Raw genomic sequence first — 18,334 nt, forward strand, 5'->3', positions numbered from 1 at the left:
GGAAAGCGCCAGTGACAACCATCACGCCCAATTCCGGGAACCACCGTGACCCCGCCCCGCACGAGCCCCCCTCACGTGGCTCGCGGCCCGTACAGCCCGGTACGCTCACCGCCGTGCCACACGCTGATCAACACCGAACCACCCCCGAGGACGCCCCTGTGAACCAGCCGGGGACGCCCCGTCCGGACCGGATCCGACCGACCTCCCTCGCGGAGCTCGCCGCCCGGCTGGGCGCCGAGACACCGGGCCACGGGCAGGTGACGGACCCGGGGGAGGCCACGGGCATCACCCATGACTCACGGGCGGTGCGCCCCGGCGACGTGTACGCCGCGCTGCCCGGTGCCCGCCTCCACGGGGCCGACTTCGCGGCCCAGGCGGCGGACCTCGGCGCGGTCGCCATCCTCACGGACCCGGCGGGCGCCGAGCGGGCCCAGGCCACCGGGCTGCTCGTCCTGATCGTCCCCGACCCGCGGGGCAGCATGGGGGAACTCGCCGCCGAGCTCTACGGGCGCCCCGGCGCCGATCTGCTCCAGATCGGCATCACCGGCACCTCGGGCAAGACCACCACGGCGTACCTCGTCGAGGGCGGTCTGCGCGGCGCGGGCCACCGGACCGGCCTGATCGGCACGGTGGAGATGCGGATCGGCGACGAGCGCATCAAGTCGGAGCGCACCACCCCCGAGGCCACCGATCTCCAGGCCCTCTTCGCCGTCATGCGCGAGCGCGGTGTCGAATCGGTCGCCATGGAGGTTTCCAGCCACGCGCTGGTGCTCGGCCGGGTCGACGGCTGTGTGTTCGACGTCGCCGTCTTCAACAACCTCAGCCCGGAGCACATGGAGTTCCACTCCGGCATGGAGGACTACTTCCAGGCGAAGGCGCAGCTGTTCACCCCGCTGCGCAGCCGCGTCGGCGTCGTGAACTTCGACGACGAGTACGGCCGCCGGCTCGTGGACGAGGCGGCCGTCCCGGTCACCACGTTCTCCGCCGAGGGCCACCCCGACGCCGACTGGCGGGCCGAGGACGTCGAGGTCGGCTCGCACAGCTCCACCTTCACCGCGGTCGGCCCCAAGGGCGAGCGCGTCAGCGCCGAGGCGCCGCTGCCGGGGCCGTTCAACGTCGCCAACGCGCTGGCCGCCGTCGTCACCCTCGCCGTGGCCGGGATCGACCCGCAGACCGCCGCCGACGGCATCGCCGCGGTCCCCGGTGTGCCGGGTCGGCTGGAGCGCGTCGAGGCGGGACAGCCGTACCTCGCCGTGGTCGACTACGCGCACAAGACGGACGCCGTCGAATCGGTTCTGCGCTCCCTGCGCAAGGTCACCGAGGGCAAGGTGCACCTGGTGCTCGGCTGCGGCGGTGACCGCGACAAGAGCAAGCGCCCGGCGATGGGCGCGGCAGCAGCCCGCCTCGCCGACACCGCCGTACTGACCTCCGACAACCCACGCTCCGAGGACCCGCTCGCGATCCTCTCCACCATGCTCGCGGGCGCCGCCGAGGTGCCGATCCACGAGCGCGGCGACATCCTGGTGGTCTCCGACCGGGCCGCCGCCATCGCCACCGCGGTGGCGCGCGCCGAGGCCGACGACACCGTCCTGGTCGCGGGCAAGGGCCACGAGCAGGGCCAGGACATCGCCGGAGTGGTACGCGCCTTCGACGACCGCCAGGTCCTGCGCGAGGCCATCGAGAACTCCCTGCGTCAGCAGCACAGCCACGAGTACAGCCACGAGCATCGCCACGAGAACAACAGTCAGGGATGACCCAGTGATCGCCCTCTCTCTCGCCGAGATCGCCGCCATCGTCGGCGGGCAACCGCACGACATACCGGATCCGGCCGTCCGTGTCACCGGACCCGTCGTCTACGACTCCCGCAAGGTGGAGGCCGGCAGTCTTTTCGCCGCCTTCGCCGGCGAGCGCGTCGACGGCCACGACTACGCGCGAGGCGCTGTCGAGGCGGGTGCGGTGGCCGTGTTGGCCACCCGCCCCGTCGGCGTCCCGGCCGTCGTCGTGGACGACGTCGTCCAGGCCCTCGGTGCCCTCGCCCGTACCGTCGTGGAGCGCCTCGGCGCCACCGCGGTCGCGCTGACCGGTTCGGCCGGCAAGACCAGCACCAAGGACCTGATCGCCCAGTTGCTCCAGCGCAGGGGACCGACGATTTGGCCGGAAGGCAACCTCAACAACGAGATCGGCCTGCCGGTGACCGCCCTGCGGGCCGTCGAGGACACCCGTTACCTGGTCCTCGAAATGGGCGCGCGCTACATCGGTGACATCCGGTACCTCACCGGACTCGTCCCGCCCCGGATCGGCCTCGTACTGAACGTCGGCACCGCCCACATCGGCGAGTTCGGCGGCCGCGAGCAGATCGCCCAGGCCAAGGGCGAAATGGTGGAATCCCTGCCGTCCGCGGCCGACGGCGGGGTCGCCGTGCTGAACGCCGACGACCCGCTCGTCCGCGCCATGACGTCACGCACCACGGCCCGTACCGTCCTGTTCGGCGAGTCAGACGAAGCAGACGTACGGGCAGAGAACGTGCGCCTCACAGCGACCGGACAGGCCGCGTTCAGGCTTCGAACACCCTCCGGGTGCAGCGACGTGACCCTGCGGCTGTACGGTGAGCACCACGTGTCGAACGCGCTTGCCGCGGCCGCCGTCGCCCATGAGTTGGGCATGTCCGTGGATGAGATCGCCGAGGCGCTCTCCGAGGCGGGCACCCTCTCCCGCTGGCGTATGGAGGTCACGGAGCGCTCGGACGGCGTGACGATCGTCAACGACGCCTACAACGCGAACCCCGAATCCATGAGGGCGGCGCTTCGTGCGCTGGCCGCCATGGGCGGTGCCTCACGGGCCACGGGGGGCCGTACGTGGGCGGTGCTCGGCCCGATGGCCGAGTTGGGGGACGAATCGCTCGCCGAGCACGACGCGGTCGGACGGCTCGCCGTCCGGCTCAACGTCAGCAAGCTCGTGGCAGTCGGGGGCAGGGAAGCGTCCTGGCTGCAACTGGGCGCTTACAACGAGGGTTCGTGGGGTGAGGAGTCGGTGCACGTGTCCGACGCGCAGGCGGCGGTCGACCTGTTGCGCAGTGAACTGCGTCCGGGAGACGTCGTGCTGGTGAAGGCGTCCAGGTCGGCCGGGATTGAGCGAGTCGCCCTGGCGCTGCTCGAGAACGCCACCGAGGGCGAGGTCGCCGGCCGATGAGGCAGATCCTCTTCGCGGGAGCCATCGGGCTCTTCCTGACCCTCGTCGGTACCCCGCTGCTGATCAAGCTCCTGGCCCGCAAGGGATACGGGCAGTTCATCCGGGACGACGGCCCGCGTACCCACGGCAGCAAGCAGGGCACGCCCACCATGGGCGGCATCGCCTTCATCCTCGCCACACTGATCGCCTACGCCCTGGCGAAGGTGATCACCGGCGAGCCCCCGAGCATCTCGGGCGCGCTCGTCCTGTTCCTGATGGCGGGAATGGGGCTCGTCGGATTCCTCGACGACTACATCAAGATCGTGAAGCAGCGGTCGCTGGGCCTGCGGGCCAAGGCGAAGATGGCGGGCCAGCTGATCGTCGGTATCGCCTTCGCGGTGCTCTCGCTCCAGTTCGCCGACCTGCGCGGCAACACCCCGGCCTCCACCAAGCTGTCGTTCGTCACGGACTTCGGCTGGTCGATCGGCCCGGTGCTGTTCGTGGTCTGGGCGCTGTTCATGATTCTCGCCATGTCCAACGGCGTGAACCTGACCGACGGTCTGGACGGTCTCGCGACCGGCGCCTCCGTGATGGTCTTCGGCGCGTACACCTTCATCGGGCTGTGGCAGTTCCAGGAAGCCTGCGCCAACGCGGTGACCCTGACCAACCCCAACGCCTGTTTCGAGGTACGAGATCCACTCGACCTCGCCGTCGTCGCCTCCGCCCTGATGGGCTCCTGCTTCGGCTTCCTGTGGTGGAACACCTCACCCGCCAAGATCTTCATGGGCGACACCGGTTCACTCGCGCTCGGCGGCGCGCTCGCGGGCCTGGCGATCTGCTCCCGGACGGAATTCCTGCTCGCCCTCCTCGGCGGCCTCTTCGTCCTGATCACCATGTCCGTGGTGATCCAGGTCGGTTCGTTCCGCATGACCGGCAAGCGCGTCTTCCGGATGGCCCCGCTCCAGCACCACTTCGAACTCAAGGGGTGGTCCGAAGTCCTTGTCGTGGTCCGCTTCTGGATCATCCAGGGCATGTGCGTGATCGTGGGCCTGGGACTCTTCTACGCGGGCTGGGCGGCCGAGAAGTGAACTGGGCTGCCAAGCGGGTCACCGTCGCGGGTCTCGGGATCTCCGGGATCCCGGCGGCCCGGGTCCTGCACGGTCTCGGCGCCGAGGTCACCGTCGTCAACGACGGGGACGACGACCGGACCCGCGCCCAGGCCGCCGAGTTGGAGAAGCTCGGCATCACCGTCCGCCTCGGCGACGGGGCGACCCTGCCCGACGGCACGGAACTCGTCGTCACCGCGCCCGGCTGGCAGCCGGACAAGCCGCTCTTCACGGCCGCCGCGGCGGCCGGTGTGGAGATCTGGGGCGATGTCGAGCTGGCGTGGCGGCTGCGCGGCCCCGGAGCGGCCCCCTGGCTCGCCGTCACCGGCACCAACGGCAAGACCACGACCGTCAGGATGCTCGCCTCGATCCTGGAGGCGGCAGGGCTCCGTACGGCCGCCGTCGGCAACATCGGCGTCTCCCTGCTGGACGCCGTCACCGGCGAGGAGACGTACGACGTACTCGCCGTGGAGCTGTCCAGCTACCAACTGCACTGGGCGCCGAGCCCGCGCGTCCACTCCGCGGCCGTACTGAACCTCGCACCGGACCATCTGGACTGGCACGGCTCCATGGAGGCGTACGCCGCCGACAAGGGCCGTGTCTACGAAGGCAACAGCGTCGCCTGTGTCTACAACGTGGCCGACCCGGCCACCGAGGACCTGGTGCGCGCGGCCGACGTCGAGGAGGGCTGCCGGGCGATCGGCTTCACCCTCGCCACCCCGGGGCCGTCCCAACTCGGCGTCGTGGACGGCATCCTGGTCGACCGCGCCTTTGTGGAGAACCGCCGCGAACAGGCCCAGGAGCTCGCCCAGGTCTCCGACATCGGCGCCTCCTCCCTGGCGCCCGGAGCCCCCGGTCCCGCTCCGCACAACATCGCCAACGCCCTTGCCGCGGCTGCCCTGGCCCGCGCCTTCGGCGTCGAACCGGCGGCCGTACGCGACGGACTGCGCGCCTTCCGCCCGGACCCGCACCGGATCGAGCATGTCGCGAACCTCGGCGGCGTCACGTACATCGACGACTCCAAGGCCACCAACACCCATGCCGCGGAAGCGTCCCTGGCGTCCTACGATCCGATCGTCTGGATCGCGGGCGGCCTCGCCAAGGGCGCGACCTTCGACGAACTCGTCAGCGCGTCCGCGTCCCGGCTGCGCGGTGTCGTCCTGATCGGCGCGGACCGTGGACTGATCGGAGAAGCCCTCGCGCGACACGCCCCCGAAGTCCCGGTCGTGGACCTCGAACGGACCGACACTGGGGCGATGTCGGCGGCGGTCCGCGAAGCGGCACGGCTCGCACAGCCGGGGGACACGGTACTGATGGCCCCGGCCTGCGCCTCGATGGACATGTTCGCCAACTACAACAAGCGAGGCGAGGCGTTCGCGGACGCGGTACACGCACTCGCCGCCGAGCACGCCTGACCGGCCGGCCCCCGTGCCGCGCCGAGCCGTCCGGGGGCCGCGACACCGGCGGTGTCGCCGACAGACTCCGGACCACCACCGGCAGCCGCGCCGGCCGCGCCAGGCACGACTGGAGGGGACAGCGACGATGCCGGCCGACGACACCGCGGACAGAGACCCGCACCTCGCCGTAAGCGGCTGGGGCTTCGCGGGCGCACTCGCCGGAGCACCCGTACTCGCGGGAGCGCCCGGCGCCGACACCGCGCCCGACGAGAGCGCCCGTGCGGACAGCGGCGTGAGGCGCCTCGCCGTGCTCGGGCGGGGGCTCGCGCTGCGCGGCCGGGCCGCCGGAGCCGCCGTACGACGCCCGCCCACGGCCCGCAGAGGCCCTGGCAGGAGCCGTACGTCCCCGCCCCGCGGCGGCGGCCCCCGAGGCCTCTACGAGCGGCTGCGCCGCGCCTGGGACCGTCCGCTCACCGCGTATTACCTGATCCTCGGCAGCGGTCTGCTGATCACCGTGCTCGGCCTGGTGATGGTGTACTCCGCGTCGATGATCTACGCGCTCCAGCTGTCCCTGCCGTCCACGTACTTCTTCCGCAAACAGTTCGTCGCGGTGATCATCGGCGCCGTTCTGCTGCTGATCGCCGCCAGGATGCCCGTCAAGCTCCACCGCGCGCTGGCCTACCCGTTGCTGGTCGGCGCGGGCTTCCTGATGGTGCTCGTCCAGATCCCCGGGATAGGGCGTTCCGTCAACGGCAACCAGAACTGGATCTCGCTGGGCGGCCCGTTCCAGCTCCAGCCCAGTGAGTTCGGCAAACTGGCGCTGATCCTGTGGGGCGCCGATCTGCTCGCCCGTAAACAGGACAAACGCCTGCTGACCCAGTGGAAGCACCTGCTGGTACCGCTCGTGCCCGGCGCCTTCATACTGCTCGGACTGATCATGCTCGGCGGTGACATGGGGACCGCGATCATTCTCACCGCGATCCTCTTCGGACTGCTCTGGCTGGCCGGTGCCCCCACCCGGCTCTTCGCCGGGGTGCTCGGTGTCGCGCTGCTGCTCGGATTCACGCTCATCAAGACCAGCGAGAACCGGCTGTCCCGGTTCTCCTGCATCGGTGCGATCGACCTGGGCCCGGCCGGAGAGTGCTGGCAGGCGGTCCACGGAATCTACGCCCTCGCCTCCGGCGGATGGTTCGGTTCCGGCCTCGGCGCGAGTGTGGAAAAGTGGGGCCAACTGCCCGAACCGCACACCGACTTCATTTTCGCCATCACCGGGGAGGAACTGGGGCTGGCGGGGACGCTGTCGGTGCTCGCACTGTTCGCGGCTCTAGGCTATGCGGGTATCCGCGTGGCCGGACGCACGGAGGACCCCTTCGTGAGGTACGCCGCGGGAGGTGTGACCACCTGGATCACGGCGCAGGCCGTGGTCAACATCGGTGCGGTGCTCGGCCTGCTGCCGATCGCCGGGGTCCCGCTCCCGCTGTTCTCCTACGGAGGGTCGGCCCTGCTGCCGACCATGTTCGCTATCGGGCTGCTGATCGCGTTCGCGCGAGAGGATCCCGCCGCGAAAGCGGCTCTGGCCATGCGGCAACCTGTCTTCGGCAGGAAGCGGGCCGGGGTGAGATGGAAGACGATGAGACGGCGCGTCAAGAAGCGTCCGTCCGGAGAGCGGTGAATTTCGGTGCATGTCGTACTCGCCGGTGGGGGGACCGCCGGCCACATCGAGCCCGCGCTCGCCCTCGCGGACGCCCTGCGGAGGCAGGACCCCACCGTGGGGATCACGGCGCTCGGCACGGAGCGCGGACTGGAGACCAGGCTGGTACCGGAGCGGGGGTACGAGCTCGGGCTGATCCCCGCCGTACCGCTGCCGCGCAAGCCCACACCCGAGCTCATCACCGTCCCCGGACGGCTGCGCGGCACGATCAAGGCCGCCGAGCAGATCCTGGAACGCACCAAGGCCGACTGCGTGGTGGGCTTCGGCGGTTACGTGGCACTGCCCGGCTATCTCGCGGCCAAGCGGCTCGGGGTGCCGATCATCGTCCACGAGGCCAACGCCAGGCCGGGGCTCGCCAACAAGATCGGTTCGCGGTACGCGGCCGGTGTGGCCGTCTCCACCCCGGACAGCAAGCTGCGGGGCGCCCGTTACATCGGCATCCCGCTGCGCCGTACGATCGCCACTCTCGACCGGGCCCGGGTCCGGCCCGAGGCGCGTACCGCGTTCGGGCTCGACCTCAACCTGCCCACGCTGCTGGTCTCCGGCGGTTCGCAGGGCGCGCGCCGGCTCAACGAGGTGGTGCAGCAGGTCGCTCCGCTGCTTCAGCGCTCCGGAATCCAGATCCTGCATGTGGTCGGTCCCAAGAACGAATTGCCGCGCGTGGACAACATGCCCGGAATGCCGCCCTACATCCCGGTACCGTACGTGGACCGGATGGACCTCGCGTACGCCGCGGCCGACATGATGCTCTGCCGCGCGGGCGCGATGACCGTCGCCGAACTCTCCGCCGTCGGGCTGCCCGCCGCTTACGTACCGTTGCCGATCGGCAACGGTGAACAGCGGCTCAACGCCCAGCCGCTGGTGAAGGCCGGCGGTGGACTGCTGGTCGACGACGCCGAACTGACGCCCGCGTGGGTGCAGAGCCATGTGCTCCCGGTGCTCGCCGATCCGCACCGGCTGTTCGAGATGTCCCGCGCGGCCGCCGAGTTCGGCCGCAGGGACGCCGACGATCTGCTCGTCGGCATGGTGTACGAGGCGATCGCAGCACGCCGACAGGCGTAGAAGGGCAGGGCCGTGTGGCCGGACCGACGACCGCCGAGCGTGGCGCACGACAACAGTCGGAATCCGGCCGCCCCGGTCCGGGCCGCCGGTTCCGTCTCCCCAGCCGGCGGATGATGATCGTATTGACAGCTTCAACGGTGCTCCTTGGTGGCGCGCTGTGGTCGCTGTACGGCTCGAACTGGCTGCGCGTGGAACGGGTGAGCACCTCGGGCACCGACGTGCTCACCCGTGCCCAGGTGGAGTCCACCGCGGCCGTGCCGGTCGGCTCGCCACTGATTTCCGTCGATACGGACGGGATTGAGGACCGGCTGCGGCGGACGCTGCCGCGGATCGACTCGGTCGAAGTGGAACGATCCTGGCCGCACGGAATCAGTCTGAAAGTGATCGAGCGGCAGCCTGTTCTGCTCATCGGAAAAGGCGCGAAATTTACTGAAGTAGACGCCGATGGTGTGCGTTTCGCCACGGTGGACGCGGCGCCCAAGGGTGTTCCCGTACTGAAAATGACGGTGGATCAGAAGGTCGGTACGCAGCGGTTCACCACCGGCCGTCTGTTGCTCGAAGCGGTACGGGTGCGTGGCGACCTTCCCGCCGAAGTGGCCGAGGGAACCAAGGCCGTCCGGGTCCGGTCCTACGACTCGATCTCGCTGGAGCTGACCGGCGGGCGTACGGTCATGTGGGGAAGCGGTGAGGACGGCGCGGCCAAGGCGCGTGCGCTCACCGCGCTGCTGAAAGCGGCTCCCAAAGCGGGGCACTTCGATGTGAGCGCCCCCAGCGCGCCTGCCGCGTCGGGGAGTTGACGGGCGTTTGCGCTGGCCAGCACCCTGGTTGGTCAGCGCTAAGGGTGATCACATAGGGTGAAAAGAAAAACGGGAGGTTCGGCGTGTTCGTTGAACGTGCGCCACTTGTCGACTTAGTGTCCTGTTCCGAAGAGTCCAAGAAGCGGACACACTGGTAACCCTGAACTTCAACGTTAGGGTTTGGGTCGGCGTTTCGGACCGTCCCATCGGCATCAGTCGTCGCGGCGCCACATCGGCGGAGCGGCGACACGTAACTCGAGGCGAGAGGCCTTCGACGTGGCAGCACCGCAGAACTACCTCGCAGTCATCAAGGTCATCGGTGTCGGCGGCGGTGGTGTCAATGCCATCAACCGGATGATCGAGGTCGGTCTCAAGGGCGTCGAGTTCATCGCGATCAACACGGACGCGCAAGCCCTGTTGATGAGCGACGCCGACGTCAAGCTCGACGTCGGCCGCGAACTCACCCGCGGCCTCGGGGCCGGAGCCAACCCGGCAGTCGGCCGCAAGGCGGCAGAGGACCACCGCGAAGAGATCGAGGAGGTCCTCAAGGGGGCCGACATGGTCTTCGTCACCGCCGGTGAAGGCGGCGGCACCGGCACTGGCGGCGCACCCGTAGTCGCCAACATCGCGCGCTCGTTGGGCGCCCTCACGATCGGCGTGGTCACCCGCCCGTTCACCTTCGAGGGCCGTCGCCGCGCGAACCAGGCGGAGGACGGCATCGCCGAACTCCGCGAAGAGGTCGACACCCTCATCGTCATCCCCAACGACCGGCTGCTGTCCATCTCGGACCGCCAGGTCAGCGTGCTCGACGCGTTCAAGTCCGCGGACCAGGTACTGCTGTCGGGCGTCCAGGGCATCACCGACCTCATCACCACCCCCGGCCTGATCAACCTCGACTTCGCCGACGTCAAGTCCGTGATGTCGGAGGCGGGATCGGCGCTCATGGGCATCGGCTCTGCCCGCGGCGACGACCGCGCGGTGGCCGCCGCCGAGATGGCGATCTCCTCGCCGCTCCTCGAAGCGTCCATCGACGGCGCCCGCGGTGTCCTGCTCTCCATCTCCGGCGGTTCCGACCTCGGTCTCTTCGAGATCAACGAGGCGGCACAGCTGGTGAGTGAGGCGGCCCACCCCGAGGCCAACATCATCTTCGGCGCCGTCATCGACGACGCCCTGGGTGACGAGGTACGGGTCACCGTCATCGCGGCCGGCTTCGACGGCGGACAGCCGCCGACCCGCCGCGAGACCGTGCTCGGCGCGGGTTCCGGCAAGCGCGACGAGCCGCAGCCCGCCCCGGCCCGGTCCACCGAGACCGGCCGTTCCACGGGCGGACTCGGCACGGTTCCGCCGCGCGAGGAGAGCCCGGACCGGTCCGAGCCCGCCCCGGCGGTCAGTGAGAAGTCGTTCTCGCAGGTGACTCCGCAGGTGCCTCCGGCCCGTCCGTACCAGGACAGCCAGGCCGAGGAGCTGGACGTCCCGGACTTCTTGAAGTGATACGACAGCACGAAACACTGAGCGGCGCGCACTTCGCCTTCACCGACCGGTGGGGCGGGGTGAGCGCCGCTCCGTACGATCAGCTCAATCTGGGCGGCGCGGTCCGCGACGACTCCGCTGCCGTACGGGCCAACCGTGAACTCGCCGCGAAATCCCTGGATCTCGACCCCGCGCTGGTGGTCTGGATGAACCAGGTGCACGGCCGTGAGGTGGCCGTCACCGAAGGGCCTTGGACGACCGAGGACATCCCGGCCGTCGACGCGATCGTCACCGAACGGCGCGGACTGGCACTCGCCGTACTCACCGCGGACTGCGTTCCGGTGCTGCTGGCCGACCCGGTCGCGGGGATCGCGGCCGCCGCCCACGCCGGCCGGCCGGGCCTGGTCGCGGGGATCGTCCCGGCCGCCGTCGAGGCGATGACCGGACTCGGCGCCGAACCCTCCCGGATCACCGCCCGTACCGGACCGGCCGTCTGCGGACGGTGCTACGAAGTCCCCGCCGCGATGCGGGACGAGGTGGCGTCCGCCGTACCGGAGGCCTGGTCCGAGACGAGTTGGGGCACCCCGGCCGTCGATGTGACCGCCGGAGTCCACGCGCAGCTCGAAGCCCTCGGGGTCCGGGACCGGCAGCGTTCGGTGGTCTGCACGCTGGAGTCGGACGATCACTATTCGTACCGTCGCGACCGCACGACCGGGCGGCTCGCCGGCTATGTCTGGCTGGACTGATAGCGGATGACGGACCGGAAGACCGAACTCGCCGCGAATCTCGCGGCGGTAGAGGAACGTATCGCCTCCGCCTGTGCGGCCGCCGGCCGTGAGCGGGATGAGGTGACCCTCATCGTGGTCACCAAGACCTACCCCGCGAGCGACGTCCGGCTGCTGTCCGAACTGGGCGTCCGGCATGTCGCGGAGAACCGCGATCAGGACGCCGCCCCCAAGGCCGCGGCGTGTGAAGATCTGGCACTCACCTGGCACTTCGTGGGTCAATTGCAGACGAACAAGGTCCGTTCTGTGGTTGGTTATGCCGATGTGGTGCAGTCGGTCGACCGTGTGAAGCTTGTCTCCGCACTCTCGGCGGCCGCGGTGCGCGCTGAGCGTGAGCCGGTCTGTCTGATCCAGGTCGCGCTGGACGCCGAATCCGGCGAACGCGGGGCGAGGGGCGGCGTGGCGCCGGACGGAATTGAGGAGTTGGCCACAGCGGTGGCCGATTCACCTGGACTGCGGCTCGGCGGTCTGATGACCGTGGCGCCGCTCGCCGGACCGTACGCGGGGCGGCAACAGGCGGCGTTCGACCGGCTGCTGGAAATCTCATCCCGCCTGCGCGGGAACCATCCTGCTGCGAACATGGTGTCAGCAGGGATGAGTGCGGATCTCGAGGACGCCGTGAAGGCCGGTGCGACACATGTACGCGTCGGTACGGCGGTACTCGGAGTCCGTCCCCGGCTCGGGTAACGTCGCCAAGCAAGTCGGACCACAGCAGAAAATATGGTCATTCCGCCGAAAGCGGGCAGACCTAGTGGATCGCGGGCACTTGGTGACGAGGCCGATCCACCACAGAGCGGAGGACTCAGAGCATGGCCGGCGCGATGCGCAAGATGGCGGTCTACCTCGGCCTCGTGGAGGACGATGGGTACGACGGCCGGGGCTTCGACCCCGATGACGATTTCGAACCCGAGCCGGAGCCCGAGCGGGAGCACCGGCGCCACCAGCCCGTGCACCAGCAGGAACGGGAAGAACCGGTGCGCGCGGTCCAACCGCCCCCGCAGCGCGAGCGCGAGCCGGTGCCGCTAGCGGCAGAAAGCGGACGTCCGGCGCGAATCGCCCCCGTGGCATCTATCACACCCGACCGTCCGAACCTGGAGAAGAACGCACCGGTGATCATGCCCAAGGTTGTGTCCGAGCGGGAGCCCTACCGCATCACCACATTGCACCCGAGGACCTACAACGAGGCCCGTACTATCGGGGAACACTTCCGCGAGGGCACTCCGGTGATCATGAATCTGACAGAGATGGACGACACGGACGCGAAGCGACTTGTCGACTTTGCCGCGGGACTTGTCTTCGGTCTCCATGGCAGCATTGAGCGAGTGACGCAGAAGGTGTTCCTGCTGTCTCCTGCTAACGTCGATGTCACGGCGGAGGACAAGGCTCGCATCGCAGAGGGCGGATTCTTCAACCAGAGCTGAGAACACCACACCGGGAACGACCCGGTCGCACGGCGGGAACGACCCGGCGCACGGCCGGACCAGAGTGAACCAGGGGAGAGGGAAGCAGCGGGATGGGCATCGCACTACAGGTGGTCTACATCGCGCTGATGTGCTTCCTCATCGTGCTTATTTTCCGGTTGGTCATGGAGTACGTCTTCCAGTTCGCGCGCTCATGGCAACCCGGCAAGGCGATGGTGGTCGTTCTGGAGGCCACCTACACTGTCACCGATCCACCGCTCAAGCTTCTGCGGCGGTTCATTCCGCCGCTGCGTCTCGGGGGCGTGGCACTCGACCTGTCCTTCTTCATTCTGATGATCATCGTGTACATCCTGATCTCGCTCGTGAGCTTTCTTGCGAGGGGAATGTGAGCGATACGGTCTTGCCGACTGCCGACGACTACGTAGAGGTGAAGTAGAGATGCCGTTGACCCCCGAGGACGTGCGGAACAAGCAGTTCACGACCGTCCGCCTCCGAGAAGGCTATGACGAGGACGAGGTCGATGCCTTTCTCGACGAGGTCGAGGCCGAACTGACCCGTCTGCTCCGCGAGAACGAGGACCTGCGGGCGAAGTTGGCCGCCGCTACTCGCGCTGCCGCGCAGAACCAGCAGCAACAGAGCATGCGCAAGCCACCCGAACAGCAGGAACGGCAGGGGGGTCCGGTGCCCGCCGCCATATCAGGACCTCCGCAGCAGCAGCCCCCGCAGATGGGTCCCCCCCAACTGCCCGGTGGCGCACCCCAGCTTCCTGCCGGACCGAGCGCCCACGGTGGCCACGGTCCGCAGCAGGGTCACGGTCCGGGCCCCCAGGGCCAGCACGGCCCCGGTCCGATGGGCCAGGGCGGCCCGATGCAGCAGCAGGGCAACCCCATGGGCCAGGGCGGCCCGATGCAACAGCAGCAGGGCCAGCACGGCCCCGGCCCCATGGGCCAGGGCGGCCCGATGCAGCAGCAGGGCAACCCCATGGGCGGACCGATGGGCGGCCCCATGGGCGGCCACAACCCGCAGATCCAGCAGCCCGGTCAGGGCGGACCCGGCGGTGACAGCGCCGCGCGTGTGCTCTCGCTCGCCCAGCAGACCGCCGACCAGGCGATCGCGGAGGCCCGCTCCGAGGCCAACAAGATCGTCGGTGAGGCGCGCAGCCGCGCGGAGGGTCTGGAGCGCGACGCGCGTGCCAAGGCCGATGCGCTGGAGCGGGACGCGCAGGAGAAGCACCGCGTCGCGATGGGCTCCCTGGAGTCCGCGCGCGCGACGCTGGAGCGCAAGGTCGAGGACCTGCGTGGCTTCGAGCGCGAGTACCGCACGCGTCTGAAGTCCTACCTGGAGAGCCAGTTGCGTCAGCTGGAGACCCAGGCGGACGACTCGCTGGCCCCGCCGCGTACCCCGGCGACCGCATCGCTGCCGCCGTCGCCGTCCCCGTCGATGGCTCCGGCCGGCGCGGGCGCGATGGGTCACAGCATGGGGGGCAACCCCTCGATGGGTGGCCACGGCGGCCCCTCGGCGGGCCCGTCGTACGGCGGTCAGCAGCAGATGTCACCGGCGATGACCCAGCCGATGGCACCGGTGCGGCCGCAGGCGCCGCAGCCGATGCAGCAGGCACCGTCGCCGATGCGCGGGTTCCTGATCGACGAGGACGACAACTGACAGGTATACGCGTGCGCCACGCGTAGCCGTCGGCAGATTGCAGGGCTGGGCCCGGGGTTTTCACCCCGGGCCCAGCCCTTTTGTCTGTGCGGGGAGCCGCCCGCTGTGGCCGTCACGCGGGGGCCGCGCGGCTGTTGGGCCGGGACCGCGCGAGTGTGCGTCAGGGGCGGCGGCAACCACGACGGCCCGGCCCCCGGTGGTGCCGGGAGCCGGGCCGTAACAGGGAGGCCGGAGGCCTTACGCCTTACGCCTTGCGGAGGCGGAAGGTGAGGGACAGGCCCTCGTCCGTGAACGGGGCTCCGTAGGCCTCGTCGGCTTCGCCCGCGGTGAAGTCCGTTGCCAGGACCTCCTCCGAGATCAGCGGGGCGTGCTCGGTCAGCGCTTCCGTCGTCGCCCCGGACGTGGTCGTCCAGCGCACGGCGATACGGTCCGCGACATCCAGGCCGCTGTTCTTACGGGCCTCCTGGATCAGACGGATCGCGTCACGGGCCAGGCCCGCCCGGCGCAGCTCCGGGGTGATCTCCAGGTCCAGGGCGACCGTCGCGCCGGAGTCGGAGGCGACCGACCAGCCCTCGCGCGGGGTTTCGGTGATGATCACCTCGTCCGGGGCGAGCGAGACCGTCTCGCCGTCGACGGTCACCGAGGCCGTACCGTCGCGCAGGGCGGCGGACAGGGCCGCCGCGTCCGCGTCGGCGACCGCCTTGGCCACGGCCTGGACGCCCTTGCCGAAGCGCTTGCCCAGGGCACGGAAGTTGGCCTTCGCCGTGGTGTCGACGAGCGAGCCGCCCACCTCCGAAAGCGTCGCCAGGGACGAGACGTTCAGCTCTTCCGTGATCTGGCCGCGCAGCTCGGCGGAGAGGGCTTCGAAACCCGTCGCCGCGATCAGCGCGCGGGACAGCGGCTGGCGGGTCTTGACGCCCGACTCGGCGCGCGTCGCGCGGCCCAGCTCCACCAGGCGCCGGACCAGCGTCATCTGCTGCGAGAGCGTCGGGTCGATCGACGGCAGGTCCGCCTTCGGCCAGTCGGCCAGATGCACCGACTCCGGCGCGTCCGGCGTCACCGGTACGACCATGTCCTGCCAGACCCGCTCCGTGATGAACGGGGTCAGCGGCGCCATCAGCCGCGTGACCGTCTCGATCACATCGTGCAGGGTGCGCAGCGCCGCCTTGTCGCCCTGCCAGAAGCGGCGGCGCGAGCGGCGTACGTACCAGTTGGACAGGTCGTCCACGAAGGCCGAGAGCAGCTTGCCGGTGCGCTGGGTGTCGTACGCCTCCATGGCCTGTGTGGTCTGGTCGACCAGCGCGTGCAGCTCGCTCAGCAGCCAGCGGTCGAGCAGCGGCCGGTCGGCCGGAGCCGGATCGGCCTCGCTCGGCGCCCAGTTGGACGTACGGGCGTACAGGGCCTGGAAGGCGACCGTGTTCCAGTACGTCAGCAGGGTCTTGCGGACGACCTCCTGGATCGTGCCGTGGCCCACCCGGCGCGCTGCCCACGGGGAGCCGCCGGCCGCCATGAACCAGCGGACCGCGTCCGCGCCGTGCTGGTCCATCAGCGGGATCGGCTGGAGGATGTTGCCCAGATGCTTGGACATCTTGCGGCCGTCCTCGGCGAGGATGTGACCGAGGCAGACCACGTTCTCGTAGCTCGACTTGTCGAAGACCAGCGTGCCGATGGCCATCAGCGTGTAGAACCAGCCGCGCGTCTGGTCGATGGCCTCCGAGATGAACTGCGCCGGGTAGCGCTTCTCGAACAGGTCCTTGTTCTTGTACGGGTAGCCCCACTGCGCGAACGGCATCGAACCCGAGTCGTACCAGGCGTCGATCACCTCCGGGACACGTGTCGCCGTCTGCCCGCAGTCGGGGCAGGGGAAGGTGACCGCGTCGATGTACGGGCGGTGCGGGTCCAGTCCGCTCTGGTCCGTGCCCGTCAGCTCGCTCAGCTCGGCGCGCGAGCCGACGCAGGTGAGGTGGTTGTCCTCGCAGCGCCAGATGGGCAGCGGCGTGCCCCAGTAGCGGTTGCGGGACAGCGCCCAGTCGACGTTGTTGTTCAGCCAGTCCCCGTACCGGCCGTGCTTGACGGAGTCCGGGAACCAGTTGGTCTTCTCGTTCTCGTCGAGCAGCCGGTCCTTGACGGCCGTCGTACGGATGTACCAGGACGGCTGCGCGTAGTAGAGGAGCGCGGTGTGGCAGCGCCAGCAGTGCGGATAGCTGTGCTCGTACGGCACATGACGGAACAGCAGGCCCCGCTCGCGCAGGTCCTCGGTCAGCGCCTCGTCGGCCCTCTTGAAGAAGACGCCGCCGACGAGCGGGATGTCCGCCTCGAACGTGCCGTCGGGACGGACCGGGTTCACGACCGGGAGGCCGTACGCGCGGCAGACCTTGAGGTCGTCCTCGCCGAAGGCCGGGGACTGGTGGACCAGGCCCGTACCGTCCTCGGTCGTGACGTACTCGGCGTTGACGACGAAGTGCGCCTGGGCCGGGAAGTCCACGAGGCCGAAGGGGCGGTCGTACGTCCAGCGTTCCATCTCGCGGCCCGTGAACGACTCGCCGGTCGTCTCCCAGCCCTCGCCCAGCGCCTTCTCCAGCAGCGGCTGCGCGACGACCAGCTTCTCCTCGCCGTTCGTCGCGACCACGTACGTGACCTCGGGGTGCGCGGCGACGGCGGTGTTCGAGACCAGGGTCCAGGGAGTGGTCGTCCAGACCAGCAGCGCCGCCTCGCCCGCGAGCGGTCCCGAGGTCAGCGGGAAGCGGACGAAGACCGAGGGGTCGACGATCGTCTCGTACCCCTGTGCCAGCTCGTGGTCGGAGAGGCCGGTCTGGTCACGCGGGCACCAGGGCGCGACGCGGTAGTCCTGGACCAGCAGGCCCTTGCCGAAGATCTCCTTCAGCGACCACCAGACGGAGTCGACGTACTCCGGGTCCATGGTCCAGTACGCGTTGTCGAGATCGGTCCAGTACCCCATGCGGGTCGTCAGCTCGGCGAACGCGTCGGTGTGCCGGGTGACGGACTCGCGGCACTTCGCGTTGAACTCCGCGATGCCGTAGGCCTCGATGTCCTTCTTGCCGGTGAAGCCCAGCTCCTTCTCGACGGCCAGCTCCACGGGCAGCCCGTGGCAGTCCCAGCCGGCCTTGCGGGCGACGTGGTAGCCGCGCATGGTGCGGAAGCGCGGGAAGACGTCCTTGAAGACGCGGGCCTCGATGTGGTGGGCGCCCGGCATGCCGTTGGCGGTGGGCGGGCCCTCGTAGAAGACCCACTCGGGGCGGCCCTCGGACTGTTCGAGGCTCTTGTCGAAGACCTTGCTCTCACGCCAGAAATCGAGCACGGCGTGCTCCAGTGCGGGCAGGTCGACCTGGGCGGGGACCTGGCGGTACTGCGGCGATGTCACTGGTTTCATGGGGCGGCTTCCTCCGGCGGAACTGCGTCGTCTCCGTCGGAGGGACGAGAGCTGGGCTCCCGCGGTACCACCCTCCTTGGCCCCGGACGTGCGCCGCCCGCGGCCCCCTCAGTTGGGGTCGCGCTGCCGGTTCTACTCACCCGGGGTGAACCCGGGCTTTCTTCCGGCGGCTCCGGGGTGATCCTTCACATCGCGCTCTGCCCCCGGGCTCTCACCGTCCCCGGGTCGCTCATGGCCGCGTACGACGCTACTCGTCCCCATCCACGCCTCTCGCTGGGGCCAGTGTACGGGGCCGGGCGGGAGGCGGCCGACCGGTTTACCGGAGGCGCCGTACGGCCGAGCGTCTGACACGAACGGTTACGGC

The 18,334-nt window shown here is 69.8% G+C and carries 14 protein-coding genes; 13 read left to right on the forward strand and 1 reads right to left on the reverse strand.

Annotated elements, in window-relative coordinates; genetic code table 11:
* Nucleotides 1–11: 11 nt before the first annotated feature.
* The 13 genes from ACIQD6_RS13925 (at nt 12) to ACIQD6_RS13985 (ending at nt 14,579) form a co-directional block, all read left to right on the forward strand.
* The gene (locus ACIQD6_RS13925) at nt 12–1,754 is read left to right on the forward strand and encodes a UDP-N-acetylmuramoyl-L-alanyl-D-glutamate--2,6-diaminopimelate ligase (protein ID WP_401881663.1); all 1,743 of its coding nucleotides are present in this window, start codon (nt 12–14) and stop codon (nt 1,752–1,754) included.
* Nucleotides 1,755–1,758: 4 nt separating this feature from the next.
* Nucleotides 1,759–3,189: a UDP-N-acetylmuramoyl-tripeptide--D-alanyl-D-alanine ligase gene (gene murF, locus ACIQD6_RS13930; protein ID WP_401881664.1), complete on the forward strand. Its 1,431-nt coding sequence runs from the start codon at nt 1,759–1,761 to the stop codon at nt 3,187–3,189.
* Nucleotides 3,186–4,256 (forward strand): phospho-N-acetylmuramoyl-pentapeptide-transferase, encoded by a 1,071-nt coding sequence (gene mraY / locus ACIQD6_RS13935; protein ID WP_401881666.1) that lies wholly within the window; start codon nt 3,186–3,188, stop codon nt 4,254–4,256. The genes murF and mraY overlap by 4 nt, the downstream gene beginning before the upstream one ends.
* On the forward strand, nt 4,253–5,689 hold the full coding sequence (murD, locus tag ACIQD6_RS13940) for a UDP-N-acetylmuramoyl-L-alanine--D-glutamate ligase (protein WP_401881668.1): 1,437 nt from the start codon (nt 4,253–4,255) through the stop codon (nt 5,687–5,689). Before mraY ends, murD begins: the two co-directional genes overlap by 4 nt.
* 127 nt (nt 5,690–5,816) lie before the next feature.
* The gene (gene ftsW, locus ACIQD6_RS13945; protein ID WP_401881669.1) at nt 5,817–7,343 is read left to right on the forward strand and encodes a putative lipid II flippase FtsW; all 1,527 of its coding nucleotides are present in this window, start codon (nt 5,817–5,819) and stop codon (nt 7,341–7,343) included.
* Nucleotides 7,344–7,349: 6 nt separating this feature from the next.
* A complete protein-coding gene (gene murG / locus ACIQD6_RS13950) occupies nt 7,350–8,444 on the forward strand; it encodes an undecaprenyldiphospho-muramoylpentapeptide beta-N-acetylglucosaminyltransferase (RefSeq protein ID WP_401881670.1) in 1,095 nt (364 codons plus the stop codon).
* A gap of 14 nt (nt 8,445–8,458) precedes the next feature.
* Nucleotides 8,459–9,241: a cell division protein FtsQ/DivIB gene (locus ACIQD6_RS13955; RefSeq protein WP_401881671.1), complete on the forward strand. Its 783-nt coding sequence runs from the start codon at nt 8,459–8,461 to the stop codon at nt 9,239–9,241.
* Between the two features lie 276 nt (nt 9,242–9,517).
* Entirely contained in the window at nt 9,518–10,732 is a 1,215-nt protein-coding gene (gene ftsZ, locus ACIQD6_RS13960) for a cell division protein FtsZ (protein WP_401881672.1), read from the forward strand.
* Nucleotides 10,729–11,457 (forward strand): peptidoglycan editing factor PgeF, encoded by a 729-nt coding sequence (gene pgeF, locus ACIQD6_RS13965; RefSeq protein WP_401881673.1) that lies wholly within the window; start codon nt 10,729–10,731, stop codon nt 11,455–11,457. Before ftsZ ends, pgeF begins: the two co-directional genes overlap by 4 nt.
* 6 nt (nt 11,458–11,463) lie before the next feature.
* Entirely contained in the window at nt 11,464–12,183 is a 720-nt protein-coding gene (locus ACIQD6_RS13970) for a YggS family pyridoxal phosphate-dependent enzyme (protein WP_401881674.1), read from the forward strand.
* 122 nt (nt 12,184–12,305) lie between these two features.
* Nucleotides 12,306–12,917, forward strand: coding sequence for a cell division protein SepF (locus ACIQD6_RS13975; RefSeq protein WP_401881675.1), 612 nt, complete (start codon nt 12,306–12,308; stop codon nt 12,915–12,917).
* Nucleotides 12,918–13,009: 92 nt separating this feature from the next.
* Entirely contained in the window at nt 13,010–13,306 is a 297-nt protein-coding gene (locus tag ACIQD6_RS13980; RefSeq protein WP_401881676.1) for a YggT family protein, read from the forward strand.
* 49 nt (nt 13,307–13,355) lie between these two features.
* A complete protein-coding gene (locus ACIQD6_RS13985) occupies nt 13,356–14,579 on the forward strand; it encodes a DivIVA domain-containing protein (RefSeq protein ID WP_401881677.1) in 1,224 nt (407 codons plus the stop codon).
* A 244-nt stretch (nt 14,580–14,823) separates the two neighbouring features.
* Here the strand turns inward: ACIQD6_RS13985 and ileS are convergent, their stop codons facing one another.
* On the reverse strand, nt 14,824–17,961 hold the full coding sequence (gene ileS / locus ACIQD6_RS13990; protein ID WP_401881757.1) for an isoleucine--tRNA ligase: 3,138 nt from the start codon (nt 17,959–17,961) through the stop codon (nt 14,824–14,826).
* Between the last annotated feature and the right edge of the window lie 373 nt (nt 17,962–18,334).

This window comes from Streptomyces sp. NPDC088400 (assembly GCF_044753355.1).
GTDB lineage: Bacteria > Actinomycetota > Actinomycetes > Streptomycetales > Streptomycetaceae > Streptomyces.